The organism is Kibdelosporangium philippinense (assembly GCF_021390435.2).
Taxonomy (GTDB): Bacteria; Actinomycetota; Actinomycetes; order Mycobacteriales; family Pseudonocardiaceae; genus Kibdelosporangium; species Kibdelosporangium philippinense.
The window spans coordinates 1-16,794 of record NZ_JAJVCN010000005.1 but is presented as its reverse complement, the minus strand read 5'-3'; the positions used below and the strand labels follow the sequence as shown (position 1 = coordinate 16,794).

Below are 16,794 nucleotides of genomic sequence, written 5' to 3'. Positions count from 1 at the left end.
TGGCTACAGAACGCAACTCAAGCCCCCTTGGATACGTCTGAGTGGTAGAGCATGAGGGTGAAAGCAGGGGGAAAGGGACAAGGGTGGCAGCAGAGCCGGCGGAACCTGGCAAGCGGCGGATCAACCGCCGCTCGGTGCTCATGGCGGGCACGGCCGGGCTAGCCACGACCGGTCTCGTCCTGGCCACGGGCGCTCTCCCGGTGACCAATCTGATCGGCGACGTGCTGGACGCCTCTGCGCCGCCCGTGGGGCCCGGCGAAGTGGTCATCAAGTACGAGCGGGTCTACTCCCAGCGCCGCAGGCGTGAAGTCGACATGGTCACGATCCTGCCGAACCGCGTCCGCCCCCAGCACCTGCCCGTTTGCCTGCTGCTGCACGGCCTGCACGGCAACGCCCGCCGGGCGGCGCCGACGGGCCTGGCGCGCCACCTGATCGACATGTCCGCGGACGGCACGATTCCGCCATTCGCCTTCGTCGCCCTGGATGGCGGCGACAACTACTGGCACGAGAACCAGCGCGGCGACAACTCCATGGCGATGCTGCTGGACGAAGTACCCCGCTGGATGCGTGAACGCGGCCTCGGCGACGCCCAAGGCGTGCCGTTCGCCTGCGCGGGCATCTCCATGGGTGGCTTCGGCGCCCTGCTGTACGGACGCCGACGTAACGAGGCCGGTCACCCGGCGCAGGCGATCGCGGCCATCTCCCCTGGGCTGTTGACGTCCTGGCGTGAGATGAGCACCCGTAAGGCCTTCAAGGACACCGCGGAATGGGCTTCGCTCGACCCGCTGCGCCACGTGGAGAAGCTCGGGTCAACGCCGACCGGGATCTGGTGCGGCACCGAGGACCACTTCATCGAGGGTGCCCGCAAGTTCATCAAGCTGGCCAAGCCGGAGGTCGCGTACACCGGCCCTGGCGGGCACGGCGACCCGTTCTATGGGCGGATTGTCCCTGACGTGCTGGCGTTCCTCGGCAAACACGCCCCCGGCAACGACTGAACGCCCCCACCCTCGCGGAGGTGGAGGCGTCCAAGTGCCGATGTGACCGAGGTTGGCCGCTCAGGCCGACTTCTCGCGCCGTTCCCGGCGGGTTGGCTGCCGGGCCACGATGGTCGGGTTCACGTTCTCCCTGACCGTCTGCTCAGTGATCACGACCTTGGCGACGTCGGTGCGGCTCGGGATGTCGTACATCACCGGCTGCAGGACCTCTTCCATGATCGCGCGCAGGCCACGAGCACCGGTTCCCCGCAGGATCGCCTGGTCGGCGATGGCCTCGAGCGCGGTCTCGGTGAACTCGAGCTCGACGCCGTCCATCTCGAAGAGCTTCTGGTACTGCTTCACCAGCGCGTTGCGCGGCTGGGTGAGGATGGTGACCAGTGAGCGCTTGTCGAGGTTCGTCACGCTGGCGACGATCGGCAGGCGGCCGATGAACTCGGGGATCAAGCCGAACTTGATCAGGTCCTCGGGCATCGTGTCGGAGAACACATCGCTCTTGTCGATCTCCGCGGCGGTGCGGATCTCCGCGCCGAAGCCGAGCCCGCGCTTGCCGACCCGGTCCTGGATGATCTTCTCGAGCCCGGCGAACGCACCAGCGACGATGAACAGCACGTTCGTCGTGTCGATCTGGATGAACTCCTGGTGCGGGTGCTTGCGGCCACCCTGCGGCGGAACGCTTGCCGTGGTGCCCTCGAGGATCTTCAGCAGCGCCTGCTGCACGCCCTCGCCGGAGACGTCCCTGGTGATCGAGGGGTTCTCGGACTTGCGGGCGATCTTGTCGACCTCGTCGATGTAGATGATGCCGGTCTCGGCGCGCTTGACGTCGTAGTCCGCCGCCTGGATCAGCTTCAGCAGGATGTTCTCGACGTCCTCGCCGACGTAGCCAGCCTCGGTCAACGCCGTGGCGTCCGCGATCGCGAACGGGACGTTGAGCAGCTTGGCCAGCGTCTGCGCCAGGTATGTCTTTCCGCAGCCGGTCGGGCCGAGCATCAGGATGTTCGACTTCGCGAGCTCGACGGTCTCCTCACGGGATTCCCGTCCTTCGCGGACCCGATCGCCCGACTGGATGCGCTTGTAGTGGTTGTACACCGCTACGGCGAGGCTGCGTTTCGCGTCGTCCTGCCCGATCACGTACTGGTCGAGGAAGTCGTGGATCTCGGCGGGCTTGGGCAGCTCGTCGAGCTTGACGTCACCGGCCTCGGCCAGCTCTTCCTCGATGATCTCGTTGCACAGGTCGATGCACTCGTCGCAGATGTACACGCCGGGGCCGGCGATGAGCTTCTTCACCTGCTTCTGGCTCTTTCCGCAGAAGGAGCACTTGAGCAGGTCTCCGCCGTCACCGATACGTGCCATGACCGCTGACCTTGTCCCCTCCGGCGTACCGGCCGGTACGCCTGGCTGTGTCTCGAGCGTTTCGCCCGTTCGGGTGTTCCGACTTCAACACCAGTCGGGGTGTCTCCTCCGGCGGCGGGTTCTCCCCGCGCACCCCTCGACTGTACGTGCCAAGTGCCGCAAAGCGGGAGAACCTGACCCGTCCGTTGCCGAATAACGGCGACAACCCTCGTCACCGACCGTATGTCATTACGGCCCCGCGTGTCGGATGAAGCGCGGATTTGGCATGGACGGGTCAGGTTTCTTGACTAATTGACTGCCGAAAGCTTGCGGTACGGCAGAACTTCGTCAATGATCCCGTAGTTCTTGGCGTCCTCGGCGGTGAGGATCTTGTCGCGCTCGATGTCAGCACGGATGTCATCGGCGTCTTTGCGGGTGTGGTGCGCCAGCGTGATCTCCATCTGGCGACGCAGCCGCTGGATCTCGTTGGCCTGGATCTCCAGGTCGGAGACCTGGCCGTAGACGCCTTCCAGCGACGGCTGGTGGATCAGGATCCGGGCGTTGGGCAGCGCCATCCGCTTGCCGGGAGTACCGGCGGCGAGCAGCACGGCCGCGGCGGACGCCGCCTGGCCGAGGCAGGTGGTGCGCACATCGGGGCGCACGTACTGCATCGTGTCGTAGATCGCCATGAGCGAGGTGAATGAACCACCTGGCGAGTTGATGTACATCTCGATGTCCCGGTCGGGGTCGACCGACTCGAGGTACAGCAGCTGCGCCATCACGTCGTTGGCGGACGCGTCATCGATCTGCACGCCGAGGAAGATGATCCGCTCTTCGAAGAGCTTGTTGTACGGGTTGGACTCCTTGACCCCGTAGCTGGTGCGCTCCACGAATGAAGGCAACACATACCGGGACTGTGGGAGCTGGAAGTCACTCACTGCTACTCCTCGTTATCTTTCAGTCGCCGGTCAGTTGCGCCCGGACGAACCACGGGTGGCAACCTGGTCGACGAAGCCGTACTCGCGGGCTTCCTCGGCCGTGAACCAGCGGTCCCGGTCGGCGTCCGCAGTGATCTTCTCGATCGTCTGTCCGGTCTGGTCGGCCGTGATCTGCGCCATCTCACGCTTCCACTTGCCGAACACCTCAGCGCGGATGGCGATGTCGGAGGCGGTACCACCGACACCGGCCGACGGCTGGTGCATCATGATGCGCGCGTGCGGCAGCGCGTAGCGCTTGCCCGGCGTGCCGGAGGACAGCAGGAACTGGCCCATGGAAGCGGCCAGGCCCATCGCCCAGGTCTGCACGTCCGGCTCGATCAGCTGCATGGTGTCGTAGATCGCCATGCCCGCGGTCACCGAGCCACCCGGTGAGTTGATGTAGAAGACGATGTCGCGCTTGGGGTCCTCGGCCTCCAGCAGCAGCAGCTGCGCCGTGATCCGGTTGGCGATCTCGTCATCGACCTCGGAGCCGAGGAAGACGATCCGCTCGCGGAGCAGCCGCTCGTACACCGAGTCGTTCAAGGTCAGCCCGGCGGTGCCGGACCGCATGTGGGGCATGTGGTGTTGCGTCACGTCTGCCTGCCTTCTGGTGAAAAACTCGAGCTCATCTCTCGCACATCCGACATTAACGAAGGCGGGCGGCGCCGACGTCCCGACACCGCCCACGTTCGCTCAGAGCGTCACTACTTGGCCTCGGCCGGCTCCGCGTCGACAACCTCAGGGGTTGCTTCCTCGGCGGGGGTGACCGGCCCGAACAGCGCGTCGAAGTCGATCGCGTTGCCGCTGGCGTCGGTCACCGTGGCCTGGCGCACAATCGAAGCAAGCGCCTTGCCGCGGCGCACGTCGGCGAAGATCGCGCCGAGCTGGCCGGACTGCTGGGCGCGCTGGACGTACTCGTCCGGGCTGACGCCGAAGCGCTGGGCTTGGTAGATGATCCGTTCGGTGAGCTCCTGGTCGGAGACGGTGAGGTTCTCCGCGTCAGCGACCGAGTCGAGCACCAGCTGGGTCTTCACGGCCTTCTCGGACTCGGTGCGCATGTCGGCGTCGAACTGCTCACGCGTCTGGCCCTGCGACTCGAGGAACTCGTTGAACTTCGTGTCGTCGTGGTCGAACGCGTGCACGGCGTCGTGCGCACGCATCTCGACCTCGGCGCCGACCACGGTCTCCGGCAGCGGCACCTCGGTGGTCTCCAGCAGAGCCTCGAGGACCTTGTCGCGGGCCTGAACGCCCTGCTGCATCTTCTTGGCCATGGAGACGCGCTCGCGCAGGTTGTCGCGCAGCTCGTCGATGGTGTCGAACTCGGAGGCCATCTGGGCGAAGTCGTCGTCGGCCTCAGGAAGCTCCCGGACCTTGACCGACTGGACGGTGACCGAGATCTCGGCGTCCTTGTCGGCGAACTCGCCAGCGACGAGCTTGGAGACGAAGGTCTTCGTCTCGCCCGCGTTCGAGCCGATGATGGCCTCGTCGATGCCTTCGATCAGCTCACCGGAGCCGACCTGGTACGACAGGCCGGTGGTCGCGGCGTCCGGGACCTCCTGGCCGTCGACGGTGGCCGACAGGTCGATGGAGACGAAGTCGCCGTCCTCAGCGGGCCGGTTGGCGCCAACGAGGGTGCCGAACCGGGCGCGCAGCTCGTCGAGCTGCTTGTCGACCTCGTCGTCGTTGATCTCGATGTCGTCGACGGTGACGGCGAGCTCGCCGAAAGCCGGGACGGTGATCTCCGGGCGGACGTCGACCTCGGCGGTGAAAGCCAGGTGGTCGCCGTCCTCGATCTTGGTCACCTCGATGTCGGGGCGGCCGAGGGTACGGACCTCACCGGAGTTGACGGCTTCCATGTACTTGGCCGGGATGGCTTCGTTGACGACCTCGTCCAGCACAACACCGCGACCGAGCCGGTTCTCCAGCACCTTCGCGGGCGCCTTGCCCGGACGGAAACCAGGGATGCGCACCTGCTGGGCAAGCTTGCGGTATGCGCGGTCGAAGTTGGGCTTGAGCTCGTCGAACGGCACCTCGACGTTGATCCGGACCCTTGTCGGGCTCAGGTGCTCGACGGTGCTCTTCAACGTAAGACTCCTCGTGCGAAATGGCATGTGGGAACACCCTCGCCGAAGTAACCAGGCGCGGGGTTACCAGGGAAGTCTAGGCGAGGTGCACACGGGTGCTCGCCCTGGGCCATCCAACAGCCCACAGCAGTCACCAAAACCAGCCTACTGCCCCTCAACCACCAGCCCACCCCGCCACAATCCCACCGGCCACACCCACCCCACCCTGGCCAAACCAGTCTTGCCGACCAATCGCGTCCTTGCTGGTCAAAACGCAACGCCCATTGGTCAGAAGGCAAAGCCCACGCTGGTCAAAAAGCAAAGTGCCCAGCGCTGGAAGGCGAGAAGCACGCACCGTGGGGTTTGGGGGGCTCGGCCCCCCCAAAATTATGACGAGACGACCAGGCGAAGCGCGTAAGCGCTGAGCATGGTCGTCTCAGAGTCGAGTCGGGATGACAGGATTTGAACCTGCGACCCTCCGCTCCCAAAGCGGATGCGCTACCAAGCTGCGCTACATCCCGGTGCCGTGTCCGTGATCTTTCCGGACCCTGCGCACATAGCTTAACGGGACCCGCTACTCTTATTCCGCACCCACCCCCCGGTGGGCGCAAGCGGGTGTAGCTCAATGGCAGAGCCCCAGCCTTCCAAGCTGGTCATGCGGGTTCGATTCCCGTCACCCGCTCCACCTCTTCCCCGCTGGTCAGGGCCTCGCGGTCCGTCTCAGTAGGACGATCCTTCTTCCTTCCAGAGGGCTTCGTGCCCCTCGCGTGCCCCTTCTTCTTGGTCTTCTTGCTCGCCTTGGCCTTGGTCCGGCTCACCATCTGATCGATTCCGGCGGCGATCTCTTGGCCGCGCTCCTCACGTGCGTGGAGGTAGATCAGCGCCGCGCGGGTGCTCCCGTGGCCCATCCGGTCCATCAGCTCGCGGAGGGTCGCGCCCGTCTCAGCCGCCAACGTGTTGCCCGTGTGCCTCAAGTCGTGCAGGTGTAGATCCGGGATGCCCGCCGCCCGCCTCGCCTTGTCCCAGATGCCGTGGAAGTTGTTGCGCTTCGGCCGGGCACCCTTCGGACCGAGGAAGACCCACGCCGTCTCATCCGGCTTAACGAAGACGTCGAGATGCGTCCGGATCTCCGACAGCAGGAACGCCGGTAGCCGAATAGGGCGCTTCCCGGCAGCCGACTTCGGATCATCCTCGAACATCGGTCCCTTGTCCGGCTGGACCGACTGACGATCCACTTTCACAGTGCAGGCGTTCAGGTTGAAGTCCTGCCGCTGGAGTCCGATCATTTCGGCGAACCGCAGACTGCCGAACGCCGCCAGGAGCACCACCAGGCGATACCGGGGCTGGATCTTGTCCGCCGCCGTCAACACCTGCTCAATCGTCGCTATTGGACGTTCCGGGCTGTCCTCCTTGCCTGCTTTCTTGATGGTGCAAGGGTTCGACTTAATCAGCTTGTCGTCATCAAGCGCCGTGTTCATGACCGCCTTGAGAAAGCGGTAAGCCTTGGCAACGGTCACCTCACCGACTCCTGATTCCAGCAACGCCTTGCGCCACTTGCGAACTGTCCTTGCCGAAAGATCAGCAAGCAGGACATCGCCGATGTGCGGGTCGATGTGGTTACGAAGAAGCCCTTCGTACAGCTCAATTGTCCGGACCGCTAGGCCGGGACGTTCCGCGATCCATTCCTTGGCATACACACCAAGTGGGATCTTGCCCGCGTCCGGATTCGTCCAGTCGCCTCGCTCAAGATCCGTCTCGACGGAGTTGAGCCACTTCTCCGCATCCTTCTCACGCTCGAACGTCGTGGGAGCAGGCCGCAGTTGCCCGTCAGGCCCTGGGTAGCGCGCCTGCCATCGCCCCGACGGCAATTGCCGGACTCGACCGAACCGACGCCGCTTATCACTCACGACGCCCTCCGGTAATGACGACGAGCGGCAACAGCGTCGAACGCCTCGACTCGTCCCGCGTCGATGAACGTGTCCACATCAGTCCTCTTGAGACGAACATGCCTTCCGAGTCGATGAAACGGGATTCGCCGCTCGGAGATCAGTCGCCGGACGAAGCGGACGGTCGTGTTCATGTAGTCCGCCGCCTCTTGAACAGTGAAGTGCTCCTTCATGTCTCCCCCTCAGGCCGCCGTTGCCGAAAGATTCGCCGCGAGTAGGGCGGAGTCGTATTCGGCCCGCCATCGGATGCGTTCGGCTATGGCGTGCATGAGCAAGTGGTCTCGCGGAGGGGCGTTCTGGTCGCTGGGATCGACCTTGCGCCAGATGAGCCGGGACGTGTCCGTTACCGGCTTGACGATCCCCACCGCCGCGAGCATTTCCGCGACGAACGCCTTCCGGTCCTCCTTGTGGTCAGCGAGCGTCTTACCGGACCACTTGCGCGACACCAGGACGCGACGGCCAGGCAGGCCGAGCGTCGTTCGCCGATGAGCTTTTCCCTTGCAGTGACCGGGAACCGTCTTGCTGGTAGCGCCTTTCGGGTTGATGCCGTACAGCAGCCAGACGGCACATTTCGGCGAGCACGGTGTCACGGCCAGTTCGGCATGGAGCCGGTCGTGGTGAGCCGCTTGCCGATCGCTTGTCGCTTCCACGACTTCCCCGACTGACTTCGTGAGGTACTTGGTCAGGTAGCCGATGTGCCGCCCAGCTTCCTCGGTTCCGCCGAGAAGACCCTTGGAGTGCACTTGGACGCCATACCGGACGACATGCGCAGGTTCGTCGACCTCTTGAACTGCTTCATCCCACGCAGCCAATGGAACTCGGCTCGTCGGGTCCACAAAGGCCGCCAGGTGAATGTCCCAGACAGGCAACGGTTCGCCGTCCTGGTAGACGCGTTCGTCATGGTTCGGCCACCACACCTGGTGGTACGTAGCGGCTGTGACGAGTTTCAGCAGCTCATGAGGTATGGAACCGCGGATTGCCGCATGCAGATGCGGAGCGGCCCGTTTCTGTGGTTCGACGGTGGCGAAGTACTGGACGTCCCAGCCGACGACCCGCCGGAGGTTCTGCCACCATCGGTCCACAAGCGACGAGAAATGCACTGCATCCCGCGCAGCACGCCGATAGTCGTAAGTGTTCGGGTCGACCGGTGCGCCGTCCTACCGCACGCGCCCATAACTGTCGAGCGTGAGCGTGACGAACATCGAAGGCCGGTACTTGCCCGCAAACTCACGCCCGACGGTCCGCTTGTCGACCTTCCGCCGAGGCAGGTCCGGCGCATCCTGCCGCCGCTTGGTTGACCGCTTGACGGTCTTCTTGGCAGGGGCATCCGGTGAGGGCAGTCGGCCGCGCATGCCGAGTTGCCGAAGTTCTTCGTCGGTCTTGGCGATCTCCTCCTTCAGCTCGTCCGCCTCGTCCAGATCACCGGCACTCACGGCCAGCCGGTGAGCCTCGAACAGGTCCGCCCGCAGCTCCAACAACGCTGTCTGGTCCGCCGTTGGCTCGTCGGGAGTGAAGTCGGGTTCGTCGACCAAGTGCCAGCCTTCCCGACACTGGGTGATTCGAAGCGCCCGCGCTTTCTTCGCACAAGGCCCACAGACCGATTCCACAGTGGAGCCGCACGGGACCGCGACGTATTGAAGTTCCCCAGTGTCCTGGTCGCCGACTTCCATTGTGAACGGCCGGATACAGACGCCGTGTTGTTCAGCCGTCGCCTTGACCACGTCGGCCGCGAGCGGGATGCGCATCCGTTCTGCTCGTGTCTCGGTCACGCCGCCACCCCCTCAAGCAGCGCAGCCCACGACCGCAACCGCGACCAGGACAACTCGATCCGGCGGCCGTACCCGAGGCCAGGAACATCAGGACCGTTAAACAGGCCGCCGAAGACTTTGACCGTGGTGTTGTCGGTGAGGTCACCGCGGATTTCCAGGTGAAGTTGCTCGTCATCGGGCCAATGAGGCCGCCATACCGTCGCAGTGACGTTGTCCAACGTGTCCGCCCACGCGAGGAGTTCCGCCGCCAACTCAGGCAGTGACCGGCCCGGCAGCTGCACTGTCGCACTCGGCCCGCACCGCAAGGCCTGGACGGTCACTTGCACTGGTTCGTTGAGCTCGAACCCGCCGAGGTGTTCGGCCACCGAGGTCAATACGTGCGTGGTGTTCATGCCGCCTCACCACCCGCGAACGGCAGCACCTCAAACGACCAACCATTGACGTAGGCGCGCAGATCCCACAAGTCGTCATCGGTCGCGTAGAACGCCCGTGCCCGCACCGGTTCGCGTTTGCCGTCCTCCTTGGCCCACGCCACACCCGGAGTCAGCTCGGAAATCTCGTGAGCTTCCGCGCCACGTTCGCGAACACCGTCACCGAGCACCATGTCAACCTGCGTCGGCTCGTCGAGCCGCATCGCGATCCGGGTGGTGAACAGGTTGCGGAACGGCACGATCTCCTTACGCGGGTCCTGCACCAGAGCCAACGTCGCGAACCCCGGTGCCCGCCCCTGTGAGGTGATCGTCTGGATAGCTGACTGCGCACGTTCTTTGAGTTTCTTGTCCGTCTGGTAGGCGATCACGTCCGCCAACTCGTCCACGATCAGCAACGTGAACGGCTCACCGCTCTCCCGCGTCCACAACCGCCGCAAACCTCGGTAGTTCCCGGCCCGCCGACGCACATCGTTGGCAAGTTCTTCCAACAGGGCCACGGCATCCGGGCCGTTGTCGTAGACAACCTTGTGGAACACCTCCGGACACTGCCCAAGCTCCATCCCACCCTTGGGATCAATCCCGTACAGCCGGACCATGCCCGTTTTGATCAACGGCGCCAGCGCCCACACCACCGACCACAACAACGAACCCTTACCCGCGCCCTGAACCCCGACAACAAGAATCTGGTTACCCAGCAGGCGAATCCGCCACGGCTTATCCGTCTCGGTCCGACCAACGGTGATCCGCTTTAAATCCGCCGACACCGTCAGGTCAGGAAGCGGGACCGGGCGTGTGAGGGGATCAGAGTGGATCAGGTCCAGCTCGATCCGGCCCGGCTTGACCACCCGCACACGACACGAGTTCGCATGGAACGAATGCGCCAAACCGGAAGCCCGTTCGGCCCACTGCTCCGGAGCCTGACCTTTGATCATCTTGACGCGGACTTTGTCGCGCCAACCCTCAGACCGCACCCGCTTGAGCTTCGGCCGATACTCCCGCCCCTTGGCCGTCCCCGTCAGGTTCGACAAACGCATAACAGTGCGCCAGTCCCAGGCATAAATCGTCAGCCGTCGCATCTCGGTCCGCAACCAGCGGCACCAGCGGGTGTAGGAGTCGACCGAACGCCACCACCAGACGAACAAAGCCATGACCACGACAGAGACGAGCGCACCGGTCCTGTAGTGGCCTGCCCACCAGTCCAGCCACAACGCGACCGCGAGGAGCGTCATCAAGGCCGGGTAATACCAGCAGAGCCGAATCACCTTGGCGGCAAACCAAACCAACACCCACGCCAAGGCAATTGGCGAGACTACGAGCTTGACCCAGCCGGGAAGCATGGTCCACCACGGCAACCGAGGCCGAGCAACTTCCAGGGGTGCCGGATCAACCCAACGTGAATCACGCATCACCAACCACCCCGCTCGATCACAGGAGTGGTGATGTCACCGAACGCCAACGCCAACGCACCCAAGCACGTCGAGCATTCGGTGTCGCCGGGCAACAGCCGGGCGAACTTCTTGCACTTCTCACACCGCGTTCGGGTGACCCCACTTGCGGACACCACCGGTGTGGGTTCTACGCTTTCCACTGTCTACTCCAGGTGGGTAGGCAGCACAGAAGCGGAACAGGTTGGTAGCCAGGAGTCCGCTTCTGTGCCTACGGGAATCGTTGTCCTGCAACAGGACGTGCGCCATCGCCACACGACCCGTCGTGCGTTTTACGAATGTCTAATGTGGATTCAGGAAGCTAAGGCCGCGCGACCTCCACGGGTTGCGGAGAGGCCGTCATTTCCGCTCCCAAAGTCCCTTGGCGAACGTGCTCCACATCTGCGCCTGCGAACCCAGCTCGTCGTAGAGCTCTGACAGCTGCTCAACCACGGCCGCATGGCACCGCAGCCGCACGGCTTCTTCTCTCGCCACAGCGGCACTTGCCTCGTCGGCACCGGTGAGTGTGTCGGCAAGGACCGTGAACCATGAGGCCTGAGACCGCAGCGAACTCACTACTTCGCCCGGCGGCTTGTCCGGCTGCTGAGTCCCGGTGGCCATGTCACGCCGCCTTAGCGTCGCCAGCGGACTTCGTTGCGCGCGCAGGCGCGGCATCCACCGCCCTCATGCCCGTGGCCCGGACCGTCCACGTGATCCACTTCGCTTGCCCGGACGTCTCGGCACGTGGCTGGACCGAAAGTCCTTCCAGCACAACAGGCCTGAACGGTATGCCAGGCACAGCGGCAGGCGGGACCGGTTGAACCTTGGCCGCGAACAGCACAGTGAACGACTTGTCCCGGTCCTTCTCAGCGGACGGATCGGCGAACGTGCCCTTGAACAATGGCAGCCCAGTGGCCTCGTCGATCCTGGGCCGGACGGGACGGTTGCGCGCACGGTCCTCTTGAGACTGGTACTCGGTCAGCGGCTGGATCTCGCCGACGAGAAACACACCCTGGGGAAACATCACGTCATGGTCGATAGCGAACGACATTCCTTGTGGCACAGCCATAATCGATAACCTCAGCTCTGGGAATCGGGGCGCAGACTGCGCACAGCGGCCCAGCCTTCCCCGGAGTCAGGGACGTAGCTCCGCGTGCGGTTCTGTTCCTCGCACCAGGCAGCGAAATCCGCCGCAGCGTTGGCCAGGGCACGCGCGAAGTGAGCGGCGTCGGCCAACCCACCCACACGAGCCGGGACCTGAATGGTGAACCCGGCCTGATCGTTTCCGGCGATCAGCTGGCGCACACCCGGGATGGGCTCGTGCACCTGCGCGAGATCATCCTTTGTCGGCTGGACGACGACGAAAAAGGTCATGGCGCCTCCGGTTCCTTGGCGGCACCCGGTCGGGTGCGTGTTCGTCAAGGAAACCGGCGATCAGCCACTACACCCCGGACAAACTGTCCGGGTACCCCTCAGCGACCCGCCTGAACAGCGGAAACGACGGCGTCCAGAATCGCGGCCCACGGCAGTTCCTTGCCCGGGGCCGAGCGTGGCTTGTGCAACGGCCAGATGTCCTCACCCATCACCAGCCGCACGCCCGCCCTGGTCAGGGCCGCAATGTGGTCATCCCAGGCAGGCTGGTTCGCGTGCGCCGCGTTGACCCGAGGGAACACCACAACCGGAACCTCACCAAGCCCGATCGCTTCGCACACCTGCGTGAGGGCTTGGTTGTCCGCGAGCCCGAGAGCCATCTTGGCAACCGTGTTGGACGTCGCGGGTACCACGGCGTAGCAGTCGATCTTCGGGTGTGGACTGTCTTCCCAGGGCATCCGAGGTTTGTGCCGCACCGGCAGCCCGGTCAGCTGCTCGATCTTGTCGACCTCGCCCATGGCGTCCAGCCAGGTCCACGCCGTCGGAGTCAGCGTCACCGCAACCCGCAGGCCGCGCTCAATCGCCGGTTCGATCAGCTTCGAAGTGATCTCTTCCAACCCACCGGCCGCACTCCCGACCAGACCAACTACAGGAGCGTTCATCAGCTCTCACTCACCGCACGACAGCGCTCCGCCAACGCGAGCAGCAACGAGGACTTCTTGCCGCCCGTGACCGGTGCCCGCCGGTACATGGTCCGCACGACCTCACGCGCGGTTGCACTGTGTCGCAACAGTTGTGGCGATTTCTGTTCCGCGGAGAGCAACACCTGGAGCGCCTGGTCATCCTTCGCAAGCAGGCTCAACGCCCGCGCCAAGTCGATCAGGTGCGTAACCTGCCGCTCAATCGGCAGCCCATCCGTGTCCACCTGCGCCCCATGGTCAACCACGTAAGAGATGTCGCCCAGATCGAGCGACGCCGACAGCTGATGCAGCTGCACGTTGCCCGGGCCGAACCCGGTCTGCCAGTAGTTCGCGTCTCGCCCAAGTGCATTCGCAGCCTGCTCCGCCTTGCCCAGGAGCTCGTTTGCCGTCGCGCGCTCTTGGTGCCGCGCCGCAGCCACCGCCGCGCGCAGGTGCAACATCCCGTAGAGGCTCAGCGCGCCCGGGTCACCGTCGCGCATCCTCGGTTCCAGGTACTTCGCCGCCGCGTCCCCCAGCTCAAGCGCATCCTCAAACCGGCCCGTCGCCAGCAACGCATGCGTGCCCGACCGTGCCGCCGAGGCCAACACCAACGGATCATCAGCAGCGTCCGCCGCGTGCATCGCTCGTTCCGCCGCGATCCAGGCCAAGTCGGCTTCACCGATCTTGCTCAACGTCGTGGCCGCCAGGTGATGAATCCGCGCTGACACCGTCGCCGCCAGCCGGTTGTAGGCCTCGTCGACGTTGTTGGACTCCATCTGCTGCGCCGTCTTGATCAACCTGGGCAAGACCGCGACCACACGCCCGATCTGCCCGGCCTGGTAATCCATCCACGCCGCTTCAGTCCACTGCGCAACCGGCTTCGGGTCCACATACTCCGGCGAGATCGACGGCCCGAACAACGTCTTCGACAGCCGATGCGGAGTCATCAACGCATCACGAATGGCCGGAACGTCGTCGTTCTTCTGCTCGTCTTCGAGGAGCACCGGCTCACCGAGCAGGTCACCTAGGGACACCCGCAGTGCCCGCGCGACCTCCACCAGCACATCCAACCGGTTGATGTCCCGCTCACCACGCTCGATCTTGCTCAACCAGTCCTCAGACCGCCCCACAAGACCCGCCAACGTCGACTGCGCCAACCCACGACGCCGCCGGTAGAACGCAATACGTTCCCCGACCGTCAGCGGATCACCAGCCCCACGCACACACCCGAGGCTAGCAGCCAGCCAACGTCAAGTTGGGTGTTGGAAACCCGCTCCGCGAGAGATCAGCTTGTCCACAACGCGTCAATTACGCGCTCTGAAGGATCGTAAGAGCACCAGAAACATAAAGATCAAGTAACCCTCTGGTTGCAAAACCGCAGTGTCCGGTGATTGCAGCCGGACAATCCACTAGTTCGATGACGAGCTGTAAGTGATCATTGAAGTCACCTCTTACCGAATTTCGAATCGACGGCCATATGGAACAGCCAAAATTGGCAACTAAATCAGCGCGTCCCAGCGACTAGCCCGCCTGCATCCGCGTGTACTTTAGCGCGAACTCTTCAACCTCATCGGCACTCATTCGATTTATGACAGCAACCACATCATGAGACCAGCGAACGATGTTCATATGCACATCCTTCCAACAATATCTTTCATCATCCCGCAGCCCTCGAAGCCTCGTGACAGCTTGAAATGTGTAACTGGTAAGACCCAGTTCCGGCTTCACCTTTGCCAGAACATCTTTCATCCGCAACGGATGAGTGATATTAGGATCCATTCTCTTATGAATAATGATCGCCTCTACATCATCGTCACCGCTAACCCCGACAACAATATCCGCCGCACTCATTTTTTTCACCGACTGAAGATTGACCGAATACAGCGTCAAAAGTCGATCCGCGTCAGCCCCCGAAGCCGCAACTTCCTCTTCTGCGCGTTTCAGTTGCAACAAGAAGTCGTGCACCGCACGCCCCCGCGAGGCCGATCCATCACTACTAGCCCCGCGTAGATATTTGATAGGATCGATCGGCGCCCTCACCCCCAACGGCAGTATCCGCCATGAAATCTCGTCCGAAATATCCTTCTGAAATAAGATGAGCGTTATTCATGAGGGTTACCAGCCGAGTCGATAGAACTCGAGCGATGTGATGATCCGGATGATGTTGGGGAGCTCGGAAAGGCGTCCTCGATAGCCGGTCGCAATCATCTTCCAGTTCTTGATATGCGCGATACATCGCTCGACGGCGGATCGAAGTGAGGAGATGAATTTATTGTTCACCTTGTCGCCAGCCGAGAGCTCGCCGCCCTTTGGCTTTTTGCGAGGCGTAATCGTGTGAGTGCCCTGATAGGCAGGGTCACCGATGACTGAGGTCTCGGCCAGAAGATCTTCCCAGTCACACTCGGCGAACGCTTTCCGGTCATGCATCGAGCCAGGCAGAGGGGCGGATATTCCCAGCAGGCCTCCCTCCGTATCGGCGGCGACCTGGATGTTCAGCCCCGCGCGGCGCCGCTTGCCGGAGAAGTTGTCTTCGTGACCAGCACGGTTGCCGGTCGGGACATCGGTTCCGTCGACCAGGACGAGCCGGCCGCGGATGGCCTCCTTGAGGTTTGGAATGTGCAGGCACAGGGCCTGCCCAATCAATGGGAGAATGCCTCGATAGATCCGCGATACGGTCGACTGACTGACGCCGAACAGATCGCCCACGGCCGCCTGGTTCAGATTCTGTCGGACGTACACCAAAGTGATCACGACAGCGCGATACAGTCCCACGGTCGGAGGCCACGCTTGGTTCTCATGGCATTGGATGATCTGCCAGATGCGCGCGACAAGCTCCTGGATCTGGTCAGCAGCAAGCCCTGTAGTAGACTGATAACGCAACGACCCCGCCTGTAAGTTGTCTTCTGTGAGAGGAAAACGATCTTACTTGCCTGGGGTCGTTGTCCTATTTTGAGGTGATCAAGTCGCCAGAATAACGCTCGATATTGGCGACATCCCTGAAATTATGAATCGATGTCTGCAACAACGAGTACAGGATTACACCAAAGTCTCCCTCGTTATAGAAATGCACTACATTGTTGCGATATAGCACGAGCAGGCCCAAGTTAAGTTCAACCGCTACGCCATCCACTTCCAAAGGCCAGATCTCACATTCCAGCGCCTTTGAGCATGCGTCGGAGATGGTCAGCGTTTTATACGGCTCATGTCTACGCTTTCTATAATAAATAGAATGGCCTGACTTTGAGACTATCGCCTTGAGCAACAACTCCCACGCGTTTACCACCAAGACCACCACGACCTCATCGCGATAGGCAAAGCGGGGCTTATTGTAGATCTCAATCGCACCAAGCATGGCTGAAATCGCGTTGCTTACAAGCTTTCGATACGAGCCTCGATAGTTCATGATCGCCACCTAGCAACTAGCCAACCGCCAAGAACCATTTCTCAGGTGTTCGCTTAGCCGAGCACGAGCGTTGCCAGCGTTACCAAATGAAGACTCTTTCGAAACCATATGGTTTCCATCACCAATGGCTCCAGTTTGATCAGCGGCGTTGACGGTCGAACCTTCGATCAACCAAATACTCGCTTGTGCGCCTATAAATTGGTAGTTCAGGCGCCATCTTTAGCCGGTACCGGGGATCCGGGGTGAGGGATATGACACCACTCAGTTGCCGAATTCAGCTCTAGCCTTGATCATTCACGTGGGTGACGTGTCCGCCTGTGCCGGTTCGGATGTTGATCTTGAGTTGGTTGCTGTGTGGTGATGGTCAGGGTTCGAGCCCGGCCGCCGGTGTTGGCTGGGCGCCGGG

At 62.9% G+C, this 16,794-nt stretch carries 18 protein-coding genes, 2 tRNA genes and 1 pseudogene; 2 read left to right on the top strand and 19 right to left on the bottom strand.

Annotation, left to right across the window (positions count from 1 at the left end):
- The first annotated feature begins 83 nt into the window (after positions 1-83).
- Positions 84-995, top strand: coding sequence for an alpha/beta hydrolase (locus tag LWC34_RS53195; RefSeq protein ID WP_308200305.1), 912 nt, complete (start codon positions 84-86; stop codon positions 993-995).
- 60 nt (positions 996-1,055) lie between these two features.
- Here the strand turns inward: LWC34_RS53195 and clpX are convergent, their stop codons facing one another.
- From clpX to LWC34_RS53170, 5 genes are all read right to left on the bottom strand, one after another.
- Complete coding sequence (gene clpX / locus LWC34_RS53190) at positions 1,056-2,345, bottom strand: ATP-dependent Clp protease ATP-binding subunit ClpX (protein WP_233734232.1); 1,290 nt, start codon at positions 2,343-2,345, stop codon at positions 1,056-1,058.
- Between the two features lie 287 nt (positions 2,346-2,632).
- Positions 2,633-3,262: an ATP-dependent Clp protease proteolytic subunit gene (locus LWC34_RS53185; protein ID WP_233734230.1), complete on the bottom strand. Its 630-nt coding sequence runs from the start codon at positions 3,260-3,262 to the stop codon at positions 2,633-2,635.
- A 30-nt stretch (positions 3,263-3,292) separates the two neighbouring features.
- Positions 3,293-3,895, bottom strand: coding sequence for an ATP-dependent Clp protease proteolytic subunit (locus LWC34_RS53180; RefSeq protein ID WP_308200304.1), 603 nt, complete (start codon positions 3,893-3,895; stop codon positions 3,293-3,295).
- Positions 3,896-4,005: 110 nt separating this feature from the next.
- A complete protein-coding gene (gene tig / locus LWC34_RS53175) occupies positions 4,006-5,385 on the bottom strand; it encodes a trigger factor (RefSeq protein WP_233734226.1) in 1,380 nt (459 codons plus the stop codon).
- A gap of 426 nt (positions 5,386-5,811) precedes the next feature.
- Positions 5,812-5,885: transfer RNA gene (locus tag LWC34_RS53170), tRNA-Pro, on the bottom strand.
- Positions 5,886-5,975: 90 nt separating this feature from the next.
- On the opposite strand from LWC34_RS53170, the gene LWC34_RS53165 reads away from it, so the two are divergent.
- Positions 5,976-6,049 (top strand) — tRNA-Gly (locus LWC34_RS53165).
- Here the strand turns inward: LWC34_RS53165 and LWC34_RS53160 are convergent.
- The 14 genes and pseudogenes from LWC34_RS53160 to LWC34_RS53095 all read right to left on the bottom strand — a co-directional run bounded on the left by LWC34_RS53160 (position 6,018) and on the right by LWC34_RS53095 (position 16,388).
- Positions 6,018-7,271 (bottom strand): tyrosine-type recombinase/integrase, encoded by a 1,254-nt coding sequence (locus LWC34_RS53160; RefSeq protein WP_233734225.1) that lies wholly within the window; start codon positions 7,269-7,271, stop codon positions 6,018-6,020. The genes LWC34_RS53165 and LWC34_RS53160 overlap by 32 nt on opposite strands.
- A complete protein-coding gene (locus LWC34_RS53155) occupies positions 7,268-7,483 on the bottom strand; it encodes a helix-turn-helix domain-containing protein (protein ID WP_233734224.1) in 216 nt (71 codons plus the stop codon). The genes LWC34_RS53160 and LWC34_RS53155 overlap by 4 nt, the downstream gene beginning before the upstream one ends.
- A gap of 9 nt (positions 7,484-7,492) precedes the next feature.
- A pseudogene (locus LWC34_RS53150) lies at positions 7,493-9,055 on the bottom strand (replication initiator).
- Positions 9,056-9,075: 20 nt separating this feature from the next.
- Positions 9,076-9,471: a hypothetical protein gene (locus LWC34_RS53145; RefSeq protein ID WP_233734223.1), complete on the bottom strand. Its 396-nt coding sequence runs from the start codon at positions 9,469-9,471 to the stop codon at positions 9,076-9,078.
- Entirely contained in the window at positions 9,468-10,916 is a 1,449-nt protein-coding gene (locus tag LWC34_RS53140) for an FtsK/SpoIIIE domain-containing protein (protein WP_233734222.1), read from the bottom strand. Before LWC34_RS53140 ends, LWC34_RS53145 begins: the two co-directional genes overlap by 4 nt.
- Positions 10,916-11,098 (bottom strand): hypothetical protein, encoded by a 183-nt coding sequence (locus tag LWC34_RS53135; RefSeq protein WP_233734221.1) that lies wholly within the window; start codon positions 11,096-11,098, stop codon positions 10,916-10,918. The genes LWC34_RS53140 and LWC34_RS53135 overlap by 1 nt, the downstream gene beginning before the upstream one ends.
- A gap of 196 nt (positions 11,099-11,294) precedes the next feature.
- A complete protein-coding gene (locus LWC34_RS53130) occupies positions 11,295-11,555 on the bottom strand; it encodes a hypothetical protein (protein ID WP_233734220.1) in 261 nt (86 codons plus the stop codon).
- 1 nt (position 11,556) lies between these two features.
- Entirely contained in the window at positions 11,557-12,003 is a 447-nt protein-coding gene (locus tag LWC34_RS53125) for a hypothetical protein (RefSeq protein ID WP_233734219.1), read from the bottom strand.
- A gap of 11 nt (positions 12,004-12,014) precedes the next feature.
- Positions 12,015-12,308 carry a hypothetical protein gene (locus tag LWC34_RS53120; RefSeq protein WP_233734218.1) on the bottom strand — a complete coding sequence of 98 codons (294 nt, stop codon included), beginning with the start codon at positions 12,306-12,308 and terminating at the stop codon, positions 12,015-12,017.
- Between the two features lie 98 nt (positions 12,309-12,406).
- Complete coding sequence (locus LWC34_RS53115; RefSeq protein WP_233734217.1) at positions 12,407-12,967, bottom strand: flavoprotein; 561 nt, start codon at positions 12,965-12,967, stop codon at positions 12,407-12,409.
- Positions 12,967-14,208, bottom strand: coding sequence for a helix-turn-helix domain-containing protein (locus LWC34_RS53110; RefSeq protein ID WP_233734215.1), 1,242 nt, complete (start codon positions 14,206-14,208; stop codon positions 12,967-12,969). The genes LWC34_RS53115 and LWC34_RS53110 overlap by 1 nt, the downstream gene beginning before the upstream one ends.
- A gap of 298 nt (positions 14,209-14,506) precedes the next feature.
- The gene (locus tag LWC34_RS53105) at positions 14,507-14,950 is read right to left on the bottom strand and encodes a hypothetical protein (RefSeq protein WP_372496845.1); all 444 of its coding nucleotides are present in this window, start codon (positions 14,948-14,950) and stop codon (positions 14,507-14,509) included.
- A 150-nt stretch (positions 14,951-15,100) separates the two neighbouring features.
- Positions 15,101-15,865, bottom strand: a complete 765-nt coding sequence (locus LWC34_RS53100; RefSeq protein WP_233724674.1) for a transposase family protein — start codon at positions 15,863-15,865, stop codon at positions 15,101-15,103.
- A gap of 64 nt (positions 15,866-15,929) precedes the next feature.
- Positions 15,930-16,388 carry a DUF3644 domain-containing protein gene (locus tag LWC34_RS53095; protein ID WP_233734211.1) on the bottom strand — a complete coding sequence of 153 codons (459 nt, stop codon included), beginning with the start codon at positions 16,386-16,388 and terminating at the stop codon, positions 15,930-15,932.
- Between the last annotated feature and the right edge of the window lie 406 nt (positions 16,389-16,794).